Below are 22,339 nucleotides of genomic sequence, written 5' to 3' on the forward strand. Positions count from 1 at the left end.
GCGAATAAACTGTCTGGCCACTGCGTGCCGGCATGACTGATCAGATTGCCAGGGAATATTCACCACCGCCCCCGGTCGAAGGCCCGGGGGCGGTGAGGTACGCTATTTTGGATCAAGCGCTCTGGCAAAAATTCCGCAATGCGACCAAGCCGGAAGAATTCGTGGAGACGTGGCTCGCGATACTCTGCCGTCAGATCGCAGGCGTGGCCAGCGGTATGGTCATGCTCGGGGAGCCGGACACCGGACCCTACACGCCAATCGCCTTCTGGCCGGACAGGGGCGTCGACGAGGGATTGGCGGCCACCGCCGAAAAGGCTCTGAGCCAACGCCAGGGCATCTCCACCGGACCGACCGGTAGCCGCATGGTGCAATTGATCGCTTCGCCGTTGATCGTCAACGAGCGCCTGTATGGCGCCTGCGCACTTTCGCTTTCCGCCGAGCCTTCGGCCATCAACGAAGTGATGCGCAAGGTGCAATGGGCCTCCGGCTGGATCGAGGTGCTGCTGAGGCGCCAATTCCAAGTCGAGAACGAAGAAATCAGTGAGCGAAACAGGCTGGCCTTCGACATGCTTGCCGCAGTGCTTGAAGCGAAGGGCTTCGTCGAGGCGGCCACGGCGCTCGTTACGGAACTCGCCATGCGGCTTGCCTGCGACCCCGTCAGCGTCGGTTTCGTGCGCGGACGGCGATGTCGGGTCGCGACCGTGTCGCACGCGGCGGGCTTCGGCAACAAGGTCAACATCATTCGCGACATCGGCGCGGCGATGGACGAGGCTGTCGATCAGCACGCGATCGTTCTCTATCCGCCGCAGGAGCACTGGGAGTATCGCGTCGTCCGGGCACACGAAGAGCTGGTCGAGACGCACAGGTGCGGAGGCGTACTGACGATCCCCCTGCAATCGGGGCATCAGATCGTCGGTGCGCTGACGCTGCAGCGCCCACGCGGCAGTACCTTCGACGAGACCACCGTCGACCTGTGTGACGCAGTGGCCGCGGTCGTCGGACCGGTTCTCGAGGAAAAACGCCGCAACGACAGGAACGTCTTGGTGAAGCTCTGGGAGGCCGCCGGCAACCAGTTGCGGCGACTATTGGGGCCAGGCTATTTCGGCCGCAAGCTCGCGACGCTGATCGCCGCCGTCCTGGCCGCCTATTTCAGCGTGGCGACGACGGAATACTCCGTCACCTCTTCGGCCGTCGTTCGCGGCACAATCCAAAGAACGGTCGTGGCGCCTTTCAACGGCTATGTCTCCAGTCAGTCGGCCAGGGCCGGCGAAGTGGTCAAGCAGGGTCAGATCCTGGCGCAGCTCGACGACCAGGATCTGACACTCGAACGGCTTCGGCTCACGACCACCCGTCAGCAGAAGACGACCGAATACGACCGGGCGCTGATGCAGCACGAACGCGCCGAAGCGCTCATCGTCAAGGCGCAGATCGATCAGGCCGACGCCCAGCTCGCTTTGATCGACGAGCAGCTCAAGCGCACGCGGCTGCTCGCTCCCTTTGACGGCTATGTCGTCAGCGGCGACCTCAGCCAGTCGATCGGTGCGGCGGTCGAGCGCGGACAGGAGCTCTTCACGATCGCGCCGCTGGAGTCCTATCGCGTCATCCTCGAAGTCGATGAAAGCGACATTGACGATGTCGAGATCGGCCGCAAGGGAGTCCTGCGGGTTTCCGCGCTTCCGCAGGAGCCGCTCACCTACCGGATCGAGCAGATCACCGCGATTTCCACCCAGAAGGAGGGCCACAATTTCTTCAAGGTCGAAGCAGCACTGGATCATGTCAGTGATCGGCTGCGGCCTGGCATGGAGGGCATTGCCAAGACCGCGGTGGACGAACGACTCCTGATCCGCGTTTACACCGACAAGATGGTGCAGTGGGCCTATCTCGCCGCGTGGCGCTGGTTGCCGTGAGGACGCGGATATGGAACGGTCCTACTTCAGCTCATCCTGGTACCGCGTCGCGCAACTGAAGCTGAAGCTGCGCGGCCATGTCCGCACACATCGCACGGTCTTCCGTGGCCAGCTCTGGTACGTGCTGCAGGACCGGACCTCCGGGCGTTTCCACCGTTTCACGCCCGAGACCTATTTCATCATCAGCCTGATGGATGGCGAGCGCACGATGCAGGCGATCTGGGACATCGCCTGCGACAAGCTGACCGACAAGGTCGTCACCCAGGATGAGGTCATCCAGTTTCTCGGGCAGTTGCACGCGGCGGACGTCTTGTTCGGCAACGTTCCGCCCGACATCAATGAAATTGCCGAGCGCGGCAAGAAGGTGCGCAATCGCAAGCTGTTGATGAGTTTTGGCAATCCGCTCGCCATTCGCTTCGGCCTGCTCGATCCGAACGAGTTTCTGAACGCCACCGCCATCGTCGGGCGGGTGCTGTTTTCATGGTTCGGCACGCTCGTCTTCATCTGTCTTGTCACCTATGCCGCCGTTCTTGCCGGCATGAACTGGAATGCGCTGACGGCCAATGTCACCGACCGCGTGCTGTCAACATCGAACCTCTTCCTGATGCTGATCGCCTATCCGCTCATCAAGACCCTGCACGAACTCGGGCACGCCTACGCCGTCAAGCGATGGGGCGGCGACGTTCACGAGGTCGGCGCGATGATGCTGGTCTTCATGCCGGTCCCGTATGTCGATGCATCCGACAGTCTGGCTTTTGCAAGCAAATGGCAGCGCGCCCTCGTCGGTGCTGCCGGCATTTTCGTGGAAATGACGCTCGCCGCGCTTGCCCTCATCGTGTGGGTCAATGCGGAGGAGGGGCTCGTTCGGGCCTTCGCCTTCAACGTCATGCTGATCGGCGGCGTGTCGACCCTGCTCTTCAACGGCAACCCGCTTCTGCGCTTCGATGGCTATTACGTCCTGAGCGATCTTCTGGAGATTCCCAACCTCGCGAGCCGGGCCAACAAATATCTTGCCTACCTCGTTCAGCGCTATGCCTTCAAGATCGGCGCGGTCAGTTCACCGGCGACGGCGCCCGGCGAGGAGTTCTGGTTCGTCCTCTACGGCGTCTCGGCGTTCTTCTACCGCCTCGTCGTCACCGGCGCGATCATCGCGCTCGTCAGCCAGAAGTTTTTCATCGTCGGCACGTTGCTCGCCATCTGGGCATTGATCCTGATGTTGGTCGTACCATTGGCGAAAGCCTTCTGGTTCCTGCTGACGAGCCCGCTGCTGCGAAGAAACCGGGGGCGGGCTTTCGCGGTCGTCGGCTCGACGCTTGCCGCCGCCGCGCTGCTTCTGTTCGTGTTGCCCATCCCGCATGCGACCGTCGTGCAAGGTGTCGTCTGGCTACCAGGCGAAGCGATCGTCCATGTTCAGACAGACGGTACGGTCGATGAAATCGCGGCTGCACCCGCCGCCGAGGTGAAGGCTGGCGATCCACTGATCCGGCTGGAGGATCCACTGCTGGCGGCCCGCGTCGACCTGCTCGAACTGCGCGTCGCCGAACTCCAACGGCGTCTTACCAAGCAGGATCTCTCGGATCTTGCCCACGCGCGCATGGTCAAGGAGGAACTGCGGCTTGCTCTCGCCGATCTCGACCTGGCACGGCAAAGGCAGGAGAATTTGATCGTCCGAGCGCAATCGAGCGGCACACTGATCTTGCCCGATGATCACGATCTGCCAGGCAAGTTCGTCCAGCGTGGAAAGGTAGTCGCCTATGTCGCGCACTTCGACAAGCCCACCATTCGCGTCATCGTCCCGGAGGAGGATGCCGACCTCGTTCGCTCGCAGACACGGGACGTAAGCCTGCGCTTCGTCGAGGATTTTTCGAAGGTCTACAGAGCAGCCGTTGTTCGTGAGGTTCCGGCGCTAACCGACACATTGCCCAATGCGGCGCTCAGTACCGTCGGCGGTGGCGCCATTGCACTCGACCCCCGCGACACGTCACAGCGGCGGGTGCTCGCCAATCTCTTGCATCTCGATCTGATGCTGACCGAGAGCCCGACCGTGCCTCGGGTGGGCGGACGCGTCTTTGTGAGGTTCTCCCACGGGTCGTCGCCCATGGCAAGTAGAATTTATCGTTCAACGCGGCAAATATTCCTGCGTTTATTTAAAGTTTGACTGGACACGAAGTCTAATAAAGTGTTCGATCAAATTAGCCTGAGTAAAAATCTGGCGGCTGTCTTCTAGAATACCTGAGTAACGCTTACAAGATACTAGAGGGAAAACACCATGGCAGCACAACTTCTTTTCTATCAGGACGTGCATCCGGTCTCGGCTGATCGCCATAAGGATGTCTCCATCAAGGCTGGAACTTCCTACAGGTTCGCAAAAGAAGTGAACTCGGTTCCGGTGACGGCCATCGAATTTGCTCAGGCTGCCGCCGAATATCCGATTGTCTTTGCCGGCACGGACGACACGGTGACGCCTGCGGTGGTTCTCGGCGCCCAGCAGACACAGAACCTCTTCGTCGACGACGACGGTGCCTGGCTCGGCAAATACGTGCCGGCGTTCGTTCGACGCTATCCGTTCGTGTTCTCGACGGACCGCGGCGGCAAGACGTTCATCCTTCATATCGACGAAAGTTTCGACGGCTTCAATCGCGAAGGCCGCGGCGAGCGCCTGTTCGACAGCGAGGGACAGCAAACGCAATACCTGAAGAGCGTGCTGGGCTTCCTGCAAGACTATCAAGCGAGGCACCAGCGAACCCGTCAGTATTGCGAGCGGTTGAAATCACTGGGGCTGCTGCAGCCGATGCAGGCCCAGTTCAACCTCAACAGCGGCGAACGCCGCTCGCTTTCCGGCTTCATGACGGTCAACCGTGAAAAGCTGAAAGCGCTGGTGAGCGAAGAACTGCAGGCGATGTTCACCAATGACGAACTGGAGTGCACTTACCTGCATCTTCACTCGCTCAGGCACTTCTCCAGCATGCTGGAGCGCATGCCCGAAGCCGTGGACGCCGCCGGCAAGGGCGACGCTCCCCCTGCCGTGACGAAGCAGCCGAAAAGCTTCCGCAACGGCCATGATGCGCCCGCCGCGGAAACGAACGCTTAAGGGGGGACCGGGCAAGCGACCATGAATATTCTCGTTCCGAGCTGGTCGCCGCCTCCACTGGTCGCCTACCCCGAACGCCAGGAGGGAGCCGAGCACTGGCTTGACGGCATCGAGAAGATGGTGACCAGCGTTCCGCAGATGGTTGCCGGTCGTTTGCACCGGCGCCATCTGAGGGGACTCGTTCAGAGGATCAATGCGACGGAGGTCGCCCTTCGCGGCGAAACCGGGCAGGGGCTCGCAGCCCGCATCAGCGAAGTCCGTGCGGCCCTGCGGTGCCATGGCCTCACCGATATCAATATTTGCCTCGGCTTTGCGATCGTGCGCGAAGTTTCACGGCGCACGATCGGATTGCGCCATCTCGACGTCCAGATCCTTGCCGGACTTGCCATGCTGAAGGGGCGCGTGGCGGAGATGGACACGGGCGAGGGCAAGACCTTGACTGCCGGCTTGCCGGCCTCGATCGCCGCACTTGCCGGGCTTCCGGTCCACGTCATCACCGTCAACGATTACCTGGCGGCGCGCGATCGGGATATACTTCGCCCCATTTACGATATTCTTGGGCTGACGACGGGTCTCGTCAACAGTACTGTCCCACGCCCGGAGCGGCCGGCCGCCTATGCGTGTGACATCGTCTATGCCAGCAACAAGGAAATCGCCTTCGACTATCTGCGCGACCGCATCACCTTTGGCGGCCAGCCACGGCTCGTTCATGCGAAGATAAACCGTATGCTCGACGAGCGCCGCGGCCGGGAGCCGCCTTCCGTCATGCGTGGACTGCACTTTGCTATCGTCGATGAAGCTGACAGCGTGCTGGTGGACGAGGCGAGAACGCCTCTCATCATTTCCCAGGAAACGGACGCGGACGGCGAGCGGCAATGGGTGGAACAGACCTTCGCGCTGATCGACGGCTTCAAGGAGCCGGCCCATTATCGCCTGCTGGTCGACGAGCGCAGGCTGGAACTGACCGAAACTGGAAAGGCGAAACTTGCAGAGCGTGCCGAAGCGATCGGTGGTATCTGGCGCAACCGCATCCGGCGCGAGGAAGCCGCCAGCCAGGCGCTCGTCGCGCTGCGGCTCTTCAGGAAGGGCGAGCACTATCTCGTCAGCGACGGCAAGGTTCAGATCATCGACGAATATACCGGTCGAGTGATGCCGGACCGCTCCTGGAGCGATGGTCTCCATCAACTGGTCGAGGGCAAGGAAGGCTGCGAGATCACCAGCCGCAAGCTGACAATGGCGCGGATGACCTATCAGCGGTTCTTCCGCCGCTATCTCCACCTGGCAGGAATGACGGGAACTGCCCGCGAAATCACCGAGGAACTCCGGCATGTCTACGGGCTGCAGGTGATGCGCATTCCCCCGAACGCGCCTTCGCGGCGGACGAAACTGCCGACGACGATTTGCCCCACGCTGGAGGACAAATGGCTGACGATCGTCCGACGGGTTCGGGAACTGCAAACCGCTGGTCGCCCGGTCCTGATTGCGACGCGCTCGGTCTCCGCTTCCGAGGCGGTCAGCGCCGTGCTGCAGGGGCAGGGGATCGAACATCGCGTACTCAACGCCGAGCAGAGTTCGGAAGAGGCCGAGATCATTGCGCAGGCCGGCGGCGTCTGTCGGGTGACGGTCGTCACCAACATGGCGGGACGCGGCGTCGACATTGCCGTGGCCCCGGAGGCTCTCGCGCTCGGTGGCCTTCACGTTTTGCTCAGCGAGCGACATGACGCGGGGCGCATCGACAGGCAGATGGAGGGGCGAACCGCCCGCAAGGGAGATCCGGGAAGTACGGAAGCGATCCTGTCCCTGGAAGACCCGCTGCTTGATCTCATTCCCTGGCAGCCGCTGCGTTTGCTCGGCCGGTGCGGCAAGCGCGCCGGCCTTTGGCTCTTCCACTTGGCCCAGCGGCGGGCGGAACGCACGCATGCCAGGGACCGAAAGAACCTTCTCGCTCAGGATCGACGCCTGGGCACATTGCTTGCCTTTTCGGGCCTGCCGGAGTGACGCGATGACAAATGACGGGATGGATAAACACCCATCGGAAAGGCCCAATGGGATGCGACAGATGCTGGCCGTTCTTTTTCCCTTATACGCCCTGCTGCCGGCTGCGGCGCAAGCCTACGACTGCGTCATTGACCCTTCTGTCGTCGTACGCATCGGGAGTCCGGTTCCTGGCCTTTTGAAAGAGGTGCTGATCGCGCGCGGCGACCATGTGAGAGAAAACCAGATCATCGCCAGGCTTCATTCCGATACGGAGCAAGCGACCGTCGAGCTGATGTCCGAGCAGGCTGCGAGTACCTCCGAGATCGAAGCGCAAAATGCGCGCCTCGACCTTGCGCGCAACCGCATGAAACGAGCGGAGGCGCTGCTGGCGCGTAACGTCACCTCGACCGACAAGCTCGAGGAGGCCGTTGCCGAGATGGAGGTTATCCAGAAGGAGCTTGCGACCGCCGAAACCCGCAAGCGCAGCGCTGAATTGGAACTGCAAAGGGCGCAGACGGTGCTCGAGCAAAGGACGATCCGCAGTCCGATCAGCGGTGTCGTGCTCGAGCGTTCACTCTTCAATGGAGAATACCTGGACCAGGACGGCAAGCTGGCGACGATCGCCAGGCTTGATCCGCTCTTTGTCGAAGCCTTCATCCCGGTTAGCGAGTTCGGCAAGCTACAGGTGGGAATGGAGGCCCAGGTAGTTCCGAATGCGCCGATCCAGGGTCGCTTCACGGGTAAGATCAAGGTGATTGATCAGGTCTTCGACGCAGCGAGCGGCACATTCGGCTTGCGGATAGAGCTTCCCAATCCCGACAGCTACATACCGGCCGGGCATCGCTGCACCGTGACCTTTGACGACCGAGCCGACGGTCTCGAATAGGCGGCATCCGGACGCCCGGCATGCAAGTTCATAGAATCAGGATGTTACATTGGCGCGCGGTTGGCATGCCGTGTGCACCCTAGCACGATGTCTTGGCTCGTGCCCTGCTGGATGACCTTGCCATCGCGGAGAGCCGCGATTTGGTTGCCCAGCCGCAGCGCTTTTCTTGCGGCGCGGCTATTCGGCGCCGGTGCCGATCCACCCCGGTTACGGGCACCTGTCAGAGAGCGCCTGCGTCAGCCTCACTGTCGAGGTGGCGGGGCCCGCTCTCGCCCATCATTCCTTCACTTCGCTTCCGTCGGGGTCGAATATGGCTTCCAGGTTCTTTCCCTGATAGGCTATCTGAAACTCGTATCTTTCTTTACCGTCGCGCATCAGCTTCTCAGCAAGCTTGATCTTTCCGCCGGCGAATTTGGTGCTGACGGCCGTGCGCACCGCCTCCGGCACTGCTTCCATCGGCAGTGATTCCTCAACGACGATGACCCCGCCATCGCGATCGTACACCACGTCACGCGCTGTCTTACCTTCGATGCTTTCGATTTCATACATCAACTCTCCGTTCTTGACCTCCTTGGCGCAGGCCTTGACCGTCGCGTTGGGATAGGCCTTGTCGAAGGCGTCTCGCACGGCCGACGGCACCTTCTTGCAGGCGATCTCCTGTTCTTCGGCAGACGCGTCGGTCACTCCTGACAAGAAAAAGGCAAGCGCGCCGAGCGCTAGATAGTGGCGAGCAGGTTTCATTGAAGCCCCCTTGGATAACATCCGATCGAATTTTGCGCTGACGCCACAGTAAACACCTAACGTGGTCGTGCATCAAGAACATTCGTAAGCAACTCTTTGGAATTGCATATATAATCAATGAGATATCCCTAGCTATTTTTGGTTATTTGAAAAATCCATAATGTAATATATTCTTCACAAAGAGGGAAATTGTCATCTTTTGCGGCGTTTGCTTGTAGAAGTAGGCAGGATTATAGTTTTGTCTTTGTACTGAAGTACATATGTGAACATACAAATAGCATTGATGATCGCTGTAGTTTTAACAATCAGAGGTGACGCTCTAACACAGAAATACGCTGCGGATGTTGAAGTGGCGCCGTCACGCTAAGCTGGCAACTTCGGCAGCATATCAAAATACAGTCAGATCCAGCCTCCTTACGTATTGTTCGCAGGACCTCAAGGAGGTTCACAAGAAGGCAAAACGCTGCTTCAACGTGCCGATTATTCTGCGCCAGTAATGCGCGTATGCCCTGCCGTTTGGCGGACTATCCTGGCAAACCCGGACTATCCCGGCAAACCATGGATGCCGAAGCCTCATTTGAGCTCGGCGAAGGGGCGCGCCGTCAAGCGTCAGTAAAGTCGGCCGCACCCCTCTCCTCGTCGTGGAACCGACCACAGCGCCTGACGTCCTGTGAGACGTGCGATGGGGGCTGTGACACTTTGAATAGCTGCATGTGTTTTATCCTTAGATTTCAGGCATGCAGCAGGCGCCTCAAGATCGGACGATCGCGAGAAACAGAGTTCACCAGGGTCAGGTGAGAGACTTTGAGCCGGAGGGATACCATGTTGAGCAAGATTATCAGCTTGAGCCTGCAGTTTAGGTATCTGGTTCTTCTTTGCGCTGCGATATTGCTATTCTTGGGGATGTCGCAACTCCGATCCAAGTCTGTCGATCTCCTTCCCGAGTTCGGGCCGCTGGAAGTGGAGGTCCAAACCGAAGCGCTCGGTCTGGCGGCCGCCGAAGTCGAAGCACTCATCACAAACCCCCTGGAAGAAATACTGACCGGCGTTCCATGGCTGGAGGCAATGCGCTCCAATTCGATTACCGGCCTTTCCTCGGTCGTTCTTGTGTTCAGGCCAGGAACCGACATGATGAATGCACGCCAGATGGTGCAGGAGCGGCTTTTGCAAACGAGCGCTCTTCCGAAAGTCTCGAAGCCTCCCACCATGCTGCAGCCGGTGTCGTCGCTGAACCGAACCATGCAGATCGGTCTGTCTTCGGATAGCCAATCTCTCATCCAGCTCTCAATCCTGGCGCGTTGGAAGATCAAGCCTCGGCTGATGAGTGTGCCAGGTGTCGCGAACGTGTCCATATGGGGGCAGCGCGAGCGCCAGCTGCAGGTTCAGGTGGATCCGGAAAAGCTTAGAGATAAGCACGTTCAGTTGAATGATGTCATAAAGGCGGCCGGTGACGCTCTGTGGGTTTCGCCGCTGACCTTCCTGCGTGCCTCGACACCTGGAAATGGCGGCTTCATAGATACGCCCAGCCAGCGCTACGACATTCGGCATATTCTTCCCATTTCCTCCCCCGAGCAACTTGCCCACATATCGTTTCCCGCCGCGGATGGCTCCACACTGCTCCTGAGCGATGTGTCGAGCGTGGTCGAGGGGCATCAGCCGATGATTGGGGACGGCATTGTCAAAGATGCACCGGGCCTTTTGTTGATGGTCGAGAAGTTACCCGGAGCCAACACCCAGCGGGTGACAGAAGGTGTGGAAAAGGCACTTGAGGCCTTGAAGCCGGGCTTGCCCGGAGTGGACATCGCCTCCAGCATCTTCCGGCCCGCCACCTTTATCCAAACCTCGCTCGACAATCTCGCCGGCGCTGCCATCGCGGGCGGCATACTGGCACTTCTGGCCTTGATCGTGCTGCTAAGGAATTGGCGGGCGGCGCTCATAGCAGTCGTGGCGATCCCGCTGTCGCTGCTGGCCGCATGGACAAGTTTCGTCCTGTCCGGTGTAACGATCAACATGATGATCCTGGCGGGGCTCGTTGCGGCTCTCGTCGCTGTCATTGATGATGCGGTCGTCGATGCCGACAATATCAGTCGCAGGATTCCCGAGGAGCGCGGCGCCGAACCGGCCTCGACCAAGGTCCTCGCGACGGCAATCGAGGTGCGCCGGCCACTCCTGCACGCTACGGTGATTGCGGCCCTGGCTATTCTCCCGTTCCTCTTCCAAGGAACGGCGGGTGCTTTGCTTCAGCCGCTCTTCCTGGCAATCGTGGTCGCGTTGCTGGCATCGATGATCGTCGCAAAGACCGTCACCCCGGCACTACGCCTTCTTATGTCGACGGGTGCGCAGGGAGCCCGCGAACCACCGTTCGAGGGAATCCGCAGACGCTATGAAGGCCTTCTGTCGAGGGTTGTCGCGTCGCCACGAATTGCGGCAGCCGCCATTGGGTTGCTTGTGCTTCTGGGACTGCTCGCGGTTCCCTTCCTTCGTCCCTCTCTCTTTCCTGCATTCAAGGATCGGGACCTGTTGATCAGCTGGACGATGCCGCAAGGAACGTCCTATCCGAGCATGAGCCAGATGCTGAGCGAGGCCTCCAAGGAGGTGAGGGCTGTCGCCGGTATTCGTGAAGTCGGTGCGATCATGGGGCGCGCCATTCAGTCGGACACCGTTGCAGGGATCAACTCCGGCGAACTGTGGGTGAGCATCAATCCGGATGCTGACTATGACCAGACAGTAAGCTCCGTCCTGCAGGCCCTCGAAAAATATCCAGGGGTCCGTAGCGAGCCGATGTCATTCGCGACCCGAAGGGTTCGGGAATTGACGGGTGATCGGGGCGAAGCTGTGGTCGTCCAGATCTACGGCCCCGCATGGGATAGCCTGCAGCAAGTGGCAGAGAAGGTTCAGCAGGCACTTTCTGATGTGCCCGGCATTGTCGATCCTCGCATTCGCACGCGTGAACAGGAGCCGAGCGTGGAAATCGAAGCCAATCTGGCTGCGGCAGAGCGCTATGGGCTGAAGCCAGGAGACGTACGCCGCGCGGCAGCGACGCTCATTGGTGGTATCGAGGTCGGCAGCCTCTATGAGGGGCAAAAGATCTTCGAGGTGGTGGTCTGGGGTGCGCCGGAGATGCGGCGTGACCCGAACCAGATCAGTGAAATATTGGTCGATACAGCAAGTGGACAAAAGATCCGCCTGGGCGACGTCGCCGACGTTCGTCTCACGTCGAACCCCGCGGTCATCAGCCGGGACGGAGCCTCGCGGCATGTGGATGTCATTGCGGACATGGGGGACCGCAATGTCGCAGCGGTGCTGGCGGACGTCGAGAAGAAGCTGCAGGGCATTTCCTTCCCGCTCGAGTACCATGCCGAGGTGATTGGAGAAGACGGTGGGTCGCTGATTGTCCCGGCCTGGTTCGTGAGCTTCGCCGTTGCCGCCGTCATTGGCGTGTTCTTCCTTCTACAGGCTTCTCTCAGAAGCTGGCGCCTTGCCGCGCTGGTGTACCTGCTTCTCCCGGTTTCATTGACGGGCAGCATCCTTGCAGCGTTCATCGGCGGAGGCGTCGTCACAATTGGATCGCTGGCGGGACTGTTGGCGGTGCTGATGATCACGATGCGCGGCGCAATCGTTCTGGTGCACCATTTCCAGCGCGTCGAGCAGAAGGAGCACCAGTCCCTTCGGCCGGATGTCATCCAGCAGGTGGCAGGATCACATTGCACGCACATAGCGACCACCGCCATCGTCACAACGCTCGCACTTCTTCCCCTTCTCATATGGGGCACGGCGGAGGGCCTGGAAATCGTGCACCCCATGGCCGTGGTCATCGTCGGAGGTCTCGTGACATCGACGTTCCTGGTCCTGTTCGCTCTGCCTGCCTTTTACTCGGCGCTGCTCTTCAGGCCCGCGCCTGAAGACGTGATCGAACCGGAGTTCCGGACTGAAGGGAGTATTAGACATGCCGCGGAGTAGTCACTGGATCGGCCTTGCGCTCATCGTGACGGGTCTCTCATTTCTGGGCGGGCAATTGGAAGCTGCTTCCGTCGGCAAGGATGAGCCTGCCCATGTCGAGCCGCTGCCAGGATCGAAGTTCAATCGTGTCATCTTGAAAGCGAGCGCTGTCGAGCGACTGGGAATAGAGACTGCTGCAGTTCGCGAGATGATGGCCGTTCGCAAACGGCAGGTCGCCGCGATTGTGGTGGATGCCAGCGAGTTGCAGCGTATCGGTCTTGCGGCGGGAGCGTCCCAGTTGGCAGCCGGCATCTCGCACGTTGCCGGGACCTCGCCCTCCGCCAATGCCGGAAGGGCCTGGCTACGCGTTTTGCCGATCGGCGACGCGCCCAAAGTGGCACAGGACCAACCTGCACTCGTCATTCCTCTGGTCAAGGACGCTGGGTCTCGAACGTTGCAGGCACGAATGGTGTTCCCAACAAACCCCGTTGATGGCGGTGACGGAGCCGGGTCGCTTTACTATGTCGTGGAAGATGCGGGCTCGGCCTTGCCGCCAGCGGCGCGCGTTCTCATCGAATTGCCGTATGCAGCGATGGCAAGGCAAGCCATCCCGTTCAGCGCTGTCTTCTATGACGAGCACGGCCAGGCGTGGGTTTATATGACGTCGGAGCCGCTGACATTCGTGCGGCATCCCATCCAAGTGGATTACGTCAGCAAGGATCTCGCCCTCCTGTCCGAGGGGCCCGCAGTCGGTACTGAGATCGTAACGATCGGAGCGCCCATACTGTACGGCGTCGAGTTTGGGGTCGGCCATTAGTCGGGAGGCCTAGCGATGATGCGCTGGATCATTGAAGGAAGTCTCAGGATACGTTTTTTCCTGGTTTTTGCCGCTGCAATGCTGGTCTTCTTCGGGGTTGGCCAGCTTCGGGAGATGCGGACAGACGTGTTTCCTGAATTCGCGCCGCCTCTCGTAGAGATCCAGACCGAGGCGCTTGGACTTTCAACCGAGGAGGTCGAATCCCTGGTCACATTGCAATTGGAATTGTCCTTTGCCGGCACTCCCGGGTTGGAGACCATGCGCTCGAAGTCGGTCCCCGGGTTGTCATCGGTGGTTCTCATCTTCAAGCGCGGGACCGATCTGATTTCAGCGCGGCAACTGGTGCAGGAGAGGCTCGCAGTCGCAAAACCGTTGCTCCCAAACGTAGCGCGCCCGCCACTTATCATTCAGCCACTGTCCGCAACAAGCCGGGTCATGAAGATCGGTCTCTCGTCGAGCGAAATGTCCCTCATCAAACTTTCGGAAATATACCGCTGGACGATCCGTCCGAGGCTCATGACCGTGCCAGGTGTTGCGAATGTGGCCGCCTGGGGGGTTCGGAAACGCCAGTTGCAAGTCCAGGTGAATCCGGAGCGGCTGAGAGCTCTTGGCATCACGCTCGACCAGGTACTGGAGACGACCGGAGACGCGCTCGATGTCGGCTTGCTGCCGCACAGGCGGCAATCGAAAACACAAACCGGGGGGCTGATCGATACGGGCGACCAGCGGCTGAACGTGCGACACGTCCTCCCGGTGACATCCCCGGAAAATCTGTCTCGCGTGGCGTTTCCTACTGCGACCGACTCGTCCTTGCGCCTTGGCGACATAGCCGACGTCGTGCAGGGCCATCCACCGATGATCGGCGACGGCATCGTCAACGATGGACCAGGTCTTCTGCTCATCGTCGAAAAGTTTCCTTGGGCCAACACCCTGGAGGTCACCGAGGGAGTGGACAAGGCATTGGAGCTTCTCAAACCCGGCCTGCCAGGGATAGCAGTCGATCCCACCATATTCCGCCCGGCAACCTTCATAGAGATGTCCCTCGACAATCTCTCGAACGCTCTGATTGTCGGCAGCATTCTCGTCGTTTTTGTCCTCATCGCCTTTCTCTATCAATGGCGAGCCGCGCTGATCAGTCTCGTTGCAATTCCGCTGTCCCTGGTGGCCGCGGGTCTCGTTTTGGATGCCATGGGGGCAACGATCAACACGATGATCCTGGCGGGTTTTGCGATTGCTCTGGGGGCGGTGGTCGACGACGCCATCATCGATGTCGAAAATATCGTAAGACGTTTGCGCGAAAACCGCCGTCTCGCTCATCCGAAGCCGGTCGCGACCGTTGTCCTCGAAGCATCGTTGGAGATCCGGCGGGCCATCGTCTATGCGACCCTGATCATCATTCTCGCCGTCCTGCCGGTCTTCTTTCTGGATGGCCTGTCAGGGGCTTTCTTCAAGCCGTTGGCTCTGGCCTATACGCTGGCCCTTTTTGCCTCGATGCTCGTGGCGCTGACCGTCACGCCTGCTCTGAGCCTGATACTGTATGCGCGGGCGCCCCTGGACGCGAACGCCCCGACTTTCCTGCGCGCGCTCCAAGGGGGCTACCGCAGGATCCTGTCTCGGATCATAGGCGCGCCGCGGACGGTCTTCGCACTCACCGGGATCGTTACGGCCACCGGTTTGGCGGTTCTGCCGTTGCTCGGCAACTCGCTGCTCCCTGATTTCAAAGAGCGCGATTTCCTAATGCATTGGGTGACGAAGCCCGGTACGTCCTATCCGGAGATGAACCGGATCACCATCAAGGCCAGTGCCGAGCTGCGCAACATTCCCGGTGTCCGCAATTTCGGCGCGCATGTCGGGCGCGCCGTGGCATCGGACGAAGTCGTCGGCATCAACTTCACGGAAAACTGGGTGAGCGTCGCGCCGGAAGCCGACTACGACAAGACACTCGCAGCTATTCAGGAGGTCGTCGACGGTTACCCCGGTCTGTACCGTGACGTACAGACATATCTTAAAGAGAGAGTCCGCGAGGTCTTGACCGGCGCAAGCGAGGCGCTCGTCGTCCGCATCTATGGCCCCGAGCTGAATGTGCTGCGCGCGAAGGCCGAGGATGTCAAGAAAGCTCTCGGGGATGTCGCCGGCCTGGTCGCGTTGCACACCGAGTTGCAGGAGGACATCCCGCATATCACGATACAGCTCGATCTCGCCGCCGCGAGATCACACGGAATCAAGCCGGGAGATGTCCGCCGGGCTGCCGCCACCATTCTGGCTGGCATCGAGGTGAGCGATATCTATCGCGGACCGAACCTGTACGATGTGATGGTGTGGGGAGCGCCCGAAACCCGGCACGATATCGGCAGCATCGGCGATCTCTTGATCGACACACCGGCTGGCGGCCACGTGCGGCTCGCCGATATCGCAGAGGTGAAAGTCGCCCCGACGCCGAACGTCATCAAGCGCGAAAAGGTCTCACGCCGCATCGACGTCGCTGCCAATGTGAAGGGCCGTGACCTTGGCTCTGTTGTCTCAGACGTGAAGGAGCGACTTGCGCGGCTGGAATTCCCTCCAGAGTATCATCCGGAACTCGTTGGCGAATACGCGGAGCGGGAAGCAGCCGAAAAGAACATCGTGCTCTTCTCGATTGGTGCAGCGATAGGGATCTTCTTCCTTCTGCAGGCCTCATTCGCAAGCTGGCGGCTTGCGCTGCTGGCATACCTTCTCCTGCCGGCTGCCTTGGTTGGTGGTCTGTTGGCTGCATACGCCGGCGACGGCGTCATTTCGCTTGGATCGCTGGTCGGCTTTCTGACGGTGCTCGGCATCGCTGCACGCAATGGTGTTCTGCTCGTGGATCATTATCAGCATCTCGAACAGTTCGAAGGCGAGAGTTTCGGACCGGGTCTCGTCCTGCGCGGAGCCTGTGAGCGGCTTTCACCGATCCTGATGACTGTCCTGACCACAGGGCTGGCGATCGTTCCACTGGTTTACCTTGGGCAGGTACCGGGAAACGAGATTGAACATCCAATGGCGGTGGTCATCATCGGCGGACTCGTCACCTCGACCCTGCTCAACCTGTTTGTCCTGCCGTCCTTGTATCTGCGCTATGGCTCACGAATCGAGAGAACTTCGGCTGAACCAAATCCGGTAGCAGGGGAGGCAGTCGGTGCGTGAAGCGGAGCTTGAGCGGAGATTTGCTCTGCCGGAGTTTGAGCGATGATGGACCCCACCGCTTCCTTCTGGATGCAGCCACCGGTTGACCAAAGGCCGCGCCTGCGAATTCTTCGCTTGGGCATCGTTCTGGGGGTCACCGGCCTGCTGTTGGCTCGACCCGCATGGAGCGAAGCGTCAGCCATTCACGAGTTGATCGAGCACATTGGCCTTGCGCTCGTGGTACTGTGCATTGTTGGACGGCTTTGGAGCATTCTCTATATCGGTGGCCGCAAGAACGTCGAACTGGTGGTAAGTGGCCCCTACTCGATCACCAGGAATCCGCTTTATCTCTTCTCTACAATCGGCGCCGTCGGAATCGGCTGTATGTTCGGATCCATCGCCGCCGCCTCCCTGTTCGGCGCGATCGCCTACATCGTATTGCTGAGGACCGCGCGACAGGAGGAGCGCTTCTTGCAGGGCAGGTTTGGGCAAGCCTATCAGGCTTATGCAAACCGAACTCCGCTGTTCTGGCCCAATCCGAACTTGTACTTGGAGGCCTGCGAGACGACTTTTTCGCCGAAAATCGTCCGCCGGAATCTCAGAGAAGCCTGCCTGCTTTTGCTCTTCTTGCCGCTGATTGAAGTATCAGAATACTTGCAGGACGAAGGTTTCACGCCGACGTTCCTTTGGGTCTATTGATAGTCATCGACATGGTGGTGGTTATACTCTGGCTGAGTTGAACACAGCCGCCCGCGTCGGTGTGGTGCTGTCCCGGCGCGTAACGAAAGCGCCGTCATCGACGCGGAAACGCTGGATGGACTGACCAAGCGTTTCAGTTGCGGGCCGACGGAAGCTTCGGGTCCGGCCTCGGCCTTGCGATCGTGTATTGGCTGGTGGACCAGATGCACGGATGATTGCGCATCATCGCGTCGACCCCGGGGATGGACCGGGGCTTTCCACGTCAGGTTCGCCTCTGACGATGCCAGGCATAACGGCTGCCGCCGCCACTACTGCTGGTCGAGTGCCCGGGACAGGCTGAGCGCCGCGATCGTGCAGATTGCACCCGAAATCAGATATCCGCCGATGAAAATGATGCCGAAGCTGCTGGCGAGACCGAGCGCCACGAGCGGCGCAAAGGCGGCACCAACAAGCCAGGCGAGATCCGACGTCAGTGCGGCGCCGGTGTAGCGATAGTACTGCGTGAAGCGCGAAGATACGGCACCGGAGGACTGGCCGAAGGAGAGCCCGAGGATGGCAAAGCCAATCAGGATATAGGCGTCCTGGCCCTTGCCGCCGGCATCGAGCAGGAAGGGCGCGGAGAAGCTGAAGATTGCGATCAGGATCGCGCCGATCATCAGCTGATTGCGGCGGCCGACCCGGTCGGCGATCACGCCCGACAGCACGATGCCGATGGCCCCGACGGCGGCACCCGCCACTTGCACCCAAAGAAATTCCGCAGCCGACTGGCCACCATTGAGCGTTACCCAACTCAAGGGGAAGATGGTGACGAGATGGAACATCGCGAAGCTCGCAAGCGGCACGAAGGCGCCGAGAACGACGTCGATGCTGTGTTTGCTCAGCATTTCGAAGATCGGCCGTGCCTCGAGTTCCTTGGCCTCCATGGCTGCGCCGAATTCCTTGCTGGCAACGATGCGCAGGCGCGCAAAGAGCGCTACGACGTTGATCGCGAAGGCGACGAAGAACGGATAACGCCAGCCCCAGGCGAGGAAGTCCGCCTCTGAGAGGTTGCTGACGAAATAGCCGAAGAGAATGCTCGCCAGCGCAAAGCCGATCGGCGCGCCGAGCTGCGGGATCATCGCGTACCAGCCGCGATGGTTTTGCGGCGCGTTGAGGTTCAACAGCGAGGCGAGGCCATCCCAGGCGCCGCCGAGCGCGAATCCCTGTCCCAATCGAAACAGCGCCAACAGGGCCACGGCCCAGTAGCCGATCGTGTCGTAGCCGGGCAGAAATGCGATCGACGCCGTCGAGCCGCCGAGAATGACAAGGGCCACGGTCAGCTTCGTGCCGCGTCCGTAGTTCCGGTCGATCCACATGAAGACGAAGGAGCCGACGGGGCGGGCAAGGAAGGCGAGGGGGAACAGCGCGAAGGACATCAGCGTCGCGGTTACTGCGTTCGGCGCGAACGGGAAGATCAACTTCGGGAAGACAAGGATCGAACCGAGGCCGTAAACGAAGAAATCGAAGAATTCCGAGGTTCGCCCGATCACCACGCCGATGGCGATACTGCCCGGAGACAGAGGTTTGTCGTCCTCATGAATGCGACGTGCATCGCGTTCGAGACCGGACGATGTGGGGTGAGCGACCGAAACCATGAACTTCTCCGACGAACTTGCGTCTTGTCGTTAGAGTGTTGACCAATTGGCGTCTGATATCAAGAATGCCGTGCACGTACCTGCGCACCTGCCTCATTCGAATTCGTGCCCAGCGTTCGCCGGCCGGCATCGAACCGACAGTAGCCATTGCGCCAGTACAAAAGCCATTGCGCCAGTACAAACGCGCATAGAGCGATAATGCCGTCACTGCACTGCGGCAAAATGCTGCGCTGCGACGATGGACCTCACTTCCATGCGCGATCGTGCCCGAGTAATGCCGACTAGACAAAACGCAAGTTGAGGCCGCAATGCCGAAGCCATTCAGTTTAGCCGGACGATCGATGATATCAGTCCTGTTGCTCTCTGTTCTCACGGGATGCAACATGGTTGTCATGTCGCCATCCGGCGATATCGCCGCACAGCAGAGGGATCTGATCGTTATCTCGACGGTCCTGATGCTGCTCATCATCGTTCCCGTCATTTTCCTGACGCTCTTCTTCGCCTGGCGCTACCGCCAGTCGAATACGGCTGCCAAATATGATCCGGAGTGGCATCATTCCACGGGCCTCGAAGTCATCATCTGGTCGGCGCCGCTGGCGATCATCATCGCGCTCGGCGCGATCACCTGGGTGAGCACCCACAAGCTCGATCCTTATCGGCCGCTCGACCGGATCGATGCGGCTCGACCGGTGAGCGAAGAAACGAAGCCGATCACGGTCGAGGTCGTGGCCCTCGATTGGAAATGGCTGTTCTTCTATCCGGACTATGGCATCGCCACCGTCAACGAGATGGCCGCGCCGGTCGATGTGCCGGTCAACTTCAAGATCACCGCTTCCTCGGTGATGAACTCCTTCTACGTTCCGGCACTCGCCGGCATGATCTATGCCATGCCCGGCATGGAGACCAAGCTGCACGCCGTCATCAACAAGGCAGGCGAATACGAAGGACTTTCATCCAACTACAGCGGCGACGGCTTCTCGCATATGCGCTTCAAGTTCCACGGTGTGGACCAGGCGGGCTTCGACCAGTGGGTTGCTCAGGTGAAGCAGAACGGCACGATTCTCAACCGCGATGCCTACCTGAAGCTCGAAAAACCGAGCGTCAGGGAACCAGTGCGCTACTTCGCCTCCGTCGAAGACGGCCTCTATGACGCCGTGCTCAATATGTGCGTTCGATCCGGGCAGATGTGTATGAGCGAGATGATGCACATCGATATGATGGGTGGGGCCGGCGTCGAAAGCCACGAGAACCGCGCCAAGCTCGAGCATGACAACCGCCATGCGGGCGGTGTGACTGAAACGGCAGCGCCCGGAGCCACCTTCCCTGAGACCGGCAATCCGGCGCGAAGCGAAGAGCCGGCCGCCGGCGTCAAGGAAGAACCCCAGACGCCGCAACCGATGAACCACGACATTCACAAGACAAACTAGGACTTTCGCGCTCTCGCCAGCCTTCCGGCGGGCGCCAGGCCTTCGGGCCGCATACAGAGATAAATTGGACGACCCATGTTCGGTGACACCAGCCTCACGCAATTCATCTTCGGGCGGCTTACCTGGGAAGCAATTCCCTATCATGAGCCAATCCTCGTCGTGACCTTCGCGGTCGTGGCGGTGGTCGGTCTCGCGATCCTCGCCCTGATCACGAAGTACAAGCTCTGGGGCTATCTCTGGCACGAGTGGTTCACGAGCGTCGATCACAAGAAGATCGGCATCATGTACATCATCCTGGCGATCATCATGTTGCTGCGCGGCTTTGCTGATGCCCTCATGATGCGCCTGCAGCAGGCGATCGCCTTCAATGGCAGCGAGGGCTACCTCAACCCGCATCACTACGACCAGATCTTCACCGCCCATGGCGTGATCATGATCTTCTTCGTGGCCATGCCTTTCGTCACCGGTTTCATGAACTATGTCGTACCGCTGCAGATCGGTGCACGCGACGTCTCCTTCCCCTTCCTCAACAACTTCTCGTTCTGGATGACCGTCGGCGGCGCCGTCATCATCATGATGTCGCTGTTCGTTGGTGAGTTCGCGCGCACCGGCTGGCTCGCCTATCCGCCGCTTTCGGGCGCGGATTACAGTCCTGGCGTCGGCGTCGACTATTACATCTGGGGTCTACAGGTGGCAGGCGTGGGCACCACGCTATCGGGCATCAACCTGATCGCCACCATCGTCAAGATGCGCGCGCCGGGCATGACTTTCATGAAGATGCCGGTGTTCACCTGGACGTCGCTCTGCACGAACATCCTGATCGTCGCGACCTTCCCGATCCTGACCGCCACGCTGGCGCTCCTGTCGCTCGACCGCTACGTCGGCATGAACTTCTTCACCAATGACCTTGGTGGCAATCCGATGATGTACATCAACCTCATCTGGATCTGGGGCCACCCCGAGGTCTACATCCTCATCCTGCCGGCCTTCGGCATCTTTTCCGAGGTTGTCGCAACCTTCTGCGGCAAACGCCTGTTCGGCTACACCTCCATGGTCTACGCCACCTGCGTCATCATGATCCTGTCCTACATCGTGTGGCTGCACCACTTCTTCACGATGGGGTCTGGCGCCTCGGTCAACGCCTTCTTCGGCATTACCACGATGATCATCTCGATCCCGACGGGCGCGAAGATGTTCAACTGGCTCTTCACCATGTATCGCGGCCGCATCCGCTACGAATTGCCGATGCTGTGGACCATCGGCTTCATGGTGACCTTTGTCATCGGCGGCATGACCGGCGTCATGCTGGCGATCCCACCGGCCGACTTCGTGCTGCACAACTCGCTGTTCCTCATCGCCCATTTCCACAACGTCATCATCGGCGGCGTTCTTTTCGGGTTGATGGCCGGGCTCGTCTACTGGTGGCCGAAGGCCTTCGGCTACAAGCTCGATCCGTTCTGGGGCAAGATGAGCTTCTGGTTCTGGCAGATTGGCTTCTTCTTCGCCTTCATGCCGCTCTATGTGCTCGGCCTGATGGGCGTCACCCGCCGTGTCAGCCAGTTCGAAGACCCGTCGCTGCAGACCTGGTTCATCATCGCCGCCTTCGGCGCGGTGTTGATCGCGATCGGCATCGCGTCCTTCATCATGCAACTGATCGTCAGCTTCCTTCGTCGCGAGGAGTTGCGCGAGACATCCGGCGACGCCTGGGATGGGCGCACGCTCGAATGGTCGACGTCATCGCCACCGCCGGACTACAACTTCGCCTTCACGCCGATCGTGCACGATCATGACGGCTGGTACGACATGAAGAACCGCGGCTACGAGCGTCCGCTCGAAGGCTTCAAGCCGATCCACATGCCGAAGAACACCGGCACGGGCATCATCCTCGCCGGCATCAGCGTCGTGCTTGCCTTTGCGCTGATCTGGTACATCTGGTGGCTGGCGGCCGTGTCCTTCATCGCCCTCCTGACGGTCGCGATCGGCCATACCTTCAACTATCAGCGAGATTTCTTCATCCCCGCAGAGACTGTTGCGGCGACTGAAGATGCGCGCTCCAAGCTGCTCGCGGAACGGACCTGAG

General features: G+C 60.1%; 13 protein-coding genes. 11 read left to right on the plus strand and 2 right to left on the minus strand.

Features of this window, described 5'->3' with window-relative positions; all coding sequences use genetic code 11:
* The first annotated feature begins 161 nt into the window (after nucleotides 1–161).
* From BHMPCIPO_RS18420 to BHMPCIPO_RS18440, 5 genes are all read left to right on the plus strand, one after another.
* A complete protein-coding gene (locus tag BHMPCIPO_RS18420; protein ID WP_173518301.1) occupies nucleotides 162–1,907 on the plus strand; it encodes a GAF domain-containing protein in 1,746 nt (581 codons plus the stop codon).
* Nucleotides 1,908–1,917: 10 nt separating this feature from the next.
* The gene (locus tag BHMPCIPO_RS18425) at nucleotides 1,918–4,065 is read left to right on the plus strand and encodes an efflux RND transporter periplasmic adaptor subunit (protein ID WP_173518302.1); all 2,148 of its coding nucleotides are present in this window, start codon (nucleotides 1,918–1,920) and stop codon (nucleotides 4,063–4,065) included.
* Between the two features lie 111 nt (nucleotides 4,066–4,176).
* The gene (locus BHMPCIPO_RS18430; RefSeq protein ID WP_173518303.1) at nucleotides 4,177–4,998 is read left to right on the plus strand and encodes a SapC family protein; all 822 of its coding nucleotides are present in this window, start codon (nucleotides 4,177–4,179) and stop codon (nucleotides 4,996–4,998) included.
* 21 nt (nucleotides 4,999–5,019) lie between these two features.
* The gene (locus tag BHMPCIPO_RS18435) at nucleotides 5,020–6,996 is read left to right on the plus strand and encodes a preprotein translocase subunit SecA (protein WP_246304462.1); all 1,977 of its coding nucleotides are present in this window, start codon (nucleotides 5,020–5,022) and stop codon (nucleotides 6,994–6,996) included.
* Nucleotides 6,971–7,861: an efflux RND transporter periplasmic adaptor subunit gene (locus BHMPCIPO_RS18440; protein ID WP_173518304.1), complete on the plus strand. Its 891-nt coding sequence runs from the start codon at nucleotides 6,971–6,973 to the stop codon at nucleotides 7,859–7,861. The genes BHMPCIPO_RS18435 and BHMPCIPO_RS18440 overlap by 26 nt, the downstream gene beginning before the upstream one ends.
* 276 nt (nucleotides 7,862–8,137) lie before the next feature.
* Here BHMPCIPO_RS18440 and BHMPCIPO_RS18445 read toward each other — a convergent pair whose 3' ends face one another.
* A complete protein-coding gene (locus BHMPCIPO_RS18445) occupies nucleotides 8,138–8,602 on the minus strand; it encodes a PepSY-like domain-containing protein (RefSeq protein WP_173518305.1) in 465 nt (154 codons plus the stop codon).
* An 822-nt stretch (nucleotides 8,603–9,424) separates the two neighbouring features.
* On the opposite strand from BHMPCIPO_RS18445, the gene BHMPCIPO_RS18450 reads away from it, so the two are divergent.
* From BHMPCIPO_RS18450 to BHMPCIPO_RS18465, 4 genes are read left to right on the plus strand one after another with little or no spacing between them, the layout of a single operon-like run.
* Nucleotides 9,425–12,562: an efflux RND transporter permease subunit gene (locus BHMPCIPO_RS18450; protein ID WP_173518306.1), complete on the plus strand. Its 3,138-nt coding sequence runs from the start codon at nucleotides 9,425–9,427 to the stop codon at nucleotides 12,560–12,562.
* Nucleotides 12,549–13,358, plus strand: a complete 810-nt coding sequence (locus BHMPCIPO_RS18455; RefSeq protein ID WP_173518307.1) for an efflux RND transporter periplasmic adaptor subunit — start codon at nucleotides 12,549–12,551, stop codon at nucleotides 13,356–13,358. The genes BHMPCIPO_RS18450 and BHMPCIPO_RS18455 overlap by 14 nt, the downstream gene beginning before the upstream one ends.
* A gap of 15 nt (nucleotides 13,359–13,373) precedes the next feature.
* Nucleotides 13,374–16,520 (plus strand): efflux RND transporter permease subunit, encoded by a 3,147-nt coding sequence (locus tag BHMPCIPO_RS18460; RefSeq protein WP_173518308.1) that lies wholly within the window; start codon nucleotides 13,374–13,376, stop codon nucleotides 16,518–16,520.
* 42 nt (nucleotides 16,521–16,562) lie between these two features.
* Entirely contained in the window at nucleotides 16,563–17,198 is a 636-nt protein-coding gene (locus tag BHMPCIPO_RS18465; RefSeq protein WP_173518309.1) for a methyltransferase family protein, read from the plus strand.
* Nucleotides 17,199–17,506: 308 nt separating this feature from the next.
* Here BHMPCIPO_RS18465 and BHMPCIPO_RS18470 read toward each other — a convergent pair whose 3' ends face one another.
* The gene (locus tag BHMPCIPO_RS18470) at nucleotides 17,507–18,832 is read right to left on the minus strand and encodes an MFS transporter (RefSeq protein ID WP_173518310.1); all 1,326 of its coding nucleotides are present in this window, start codon (nucleotides 18,830–18,832) and stop codon (nucleotides 17,507–17,509) included.
* A gap of 308 nt (nucleotides 18,833–19,140) precedes the next feature.
* Here BHMPCIPO_RS18470 and cyoA point away from each other — a divergent pair, with 308 nt between their 5' ends.
* Together cyoA and cyoB are read left to right on the plus strand one after the other, a co-directional pair.
* Nucleotides 19,141–20,259 (plus strand): ubiquinol oxidase subunit II, encoded by a 1,119-nt coding sequence (cyoA, locus tag BHMPCIPO_RS18475; protein WP_376741668.1) that lies wholly within the window; start codon nucleotides 19,141–19,143, stop codon nucleotides 20,257–20,259.
* A 75-nt stretch (nucleotides 20,260–20,334) separates the two neighbouring features.
* Nucleotides 20,335–22,338 carry a cytochrome o ubiquinol oxidase subunit I gene (cyoB, locus tag BHMPCIPO_RS18480; RefSeq protein WP_173518312.1) on the plus strand — a complete coding sequence of 668 codons (2,004 nt, stop codon included), beginning with the start codon at nucleotides 20,335–20,337 and terminating at the stop codon, nucleotides 22,336–22,338.
* Nucleotide 22,339: the final 1 nt, after the last annotated feature.

The sequence above is a fragment of the Ensifer sesbaniae genome, from assembly GCF_013283665.1.
GTDB classification, from domain to species: domain Bacteria; phylum Pseudomonadota; class Alphaproteobacteria; order Rhizobiales; family Rhizobiaceae; genus Ensifer; species Ensifer sesbaniae.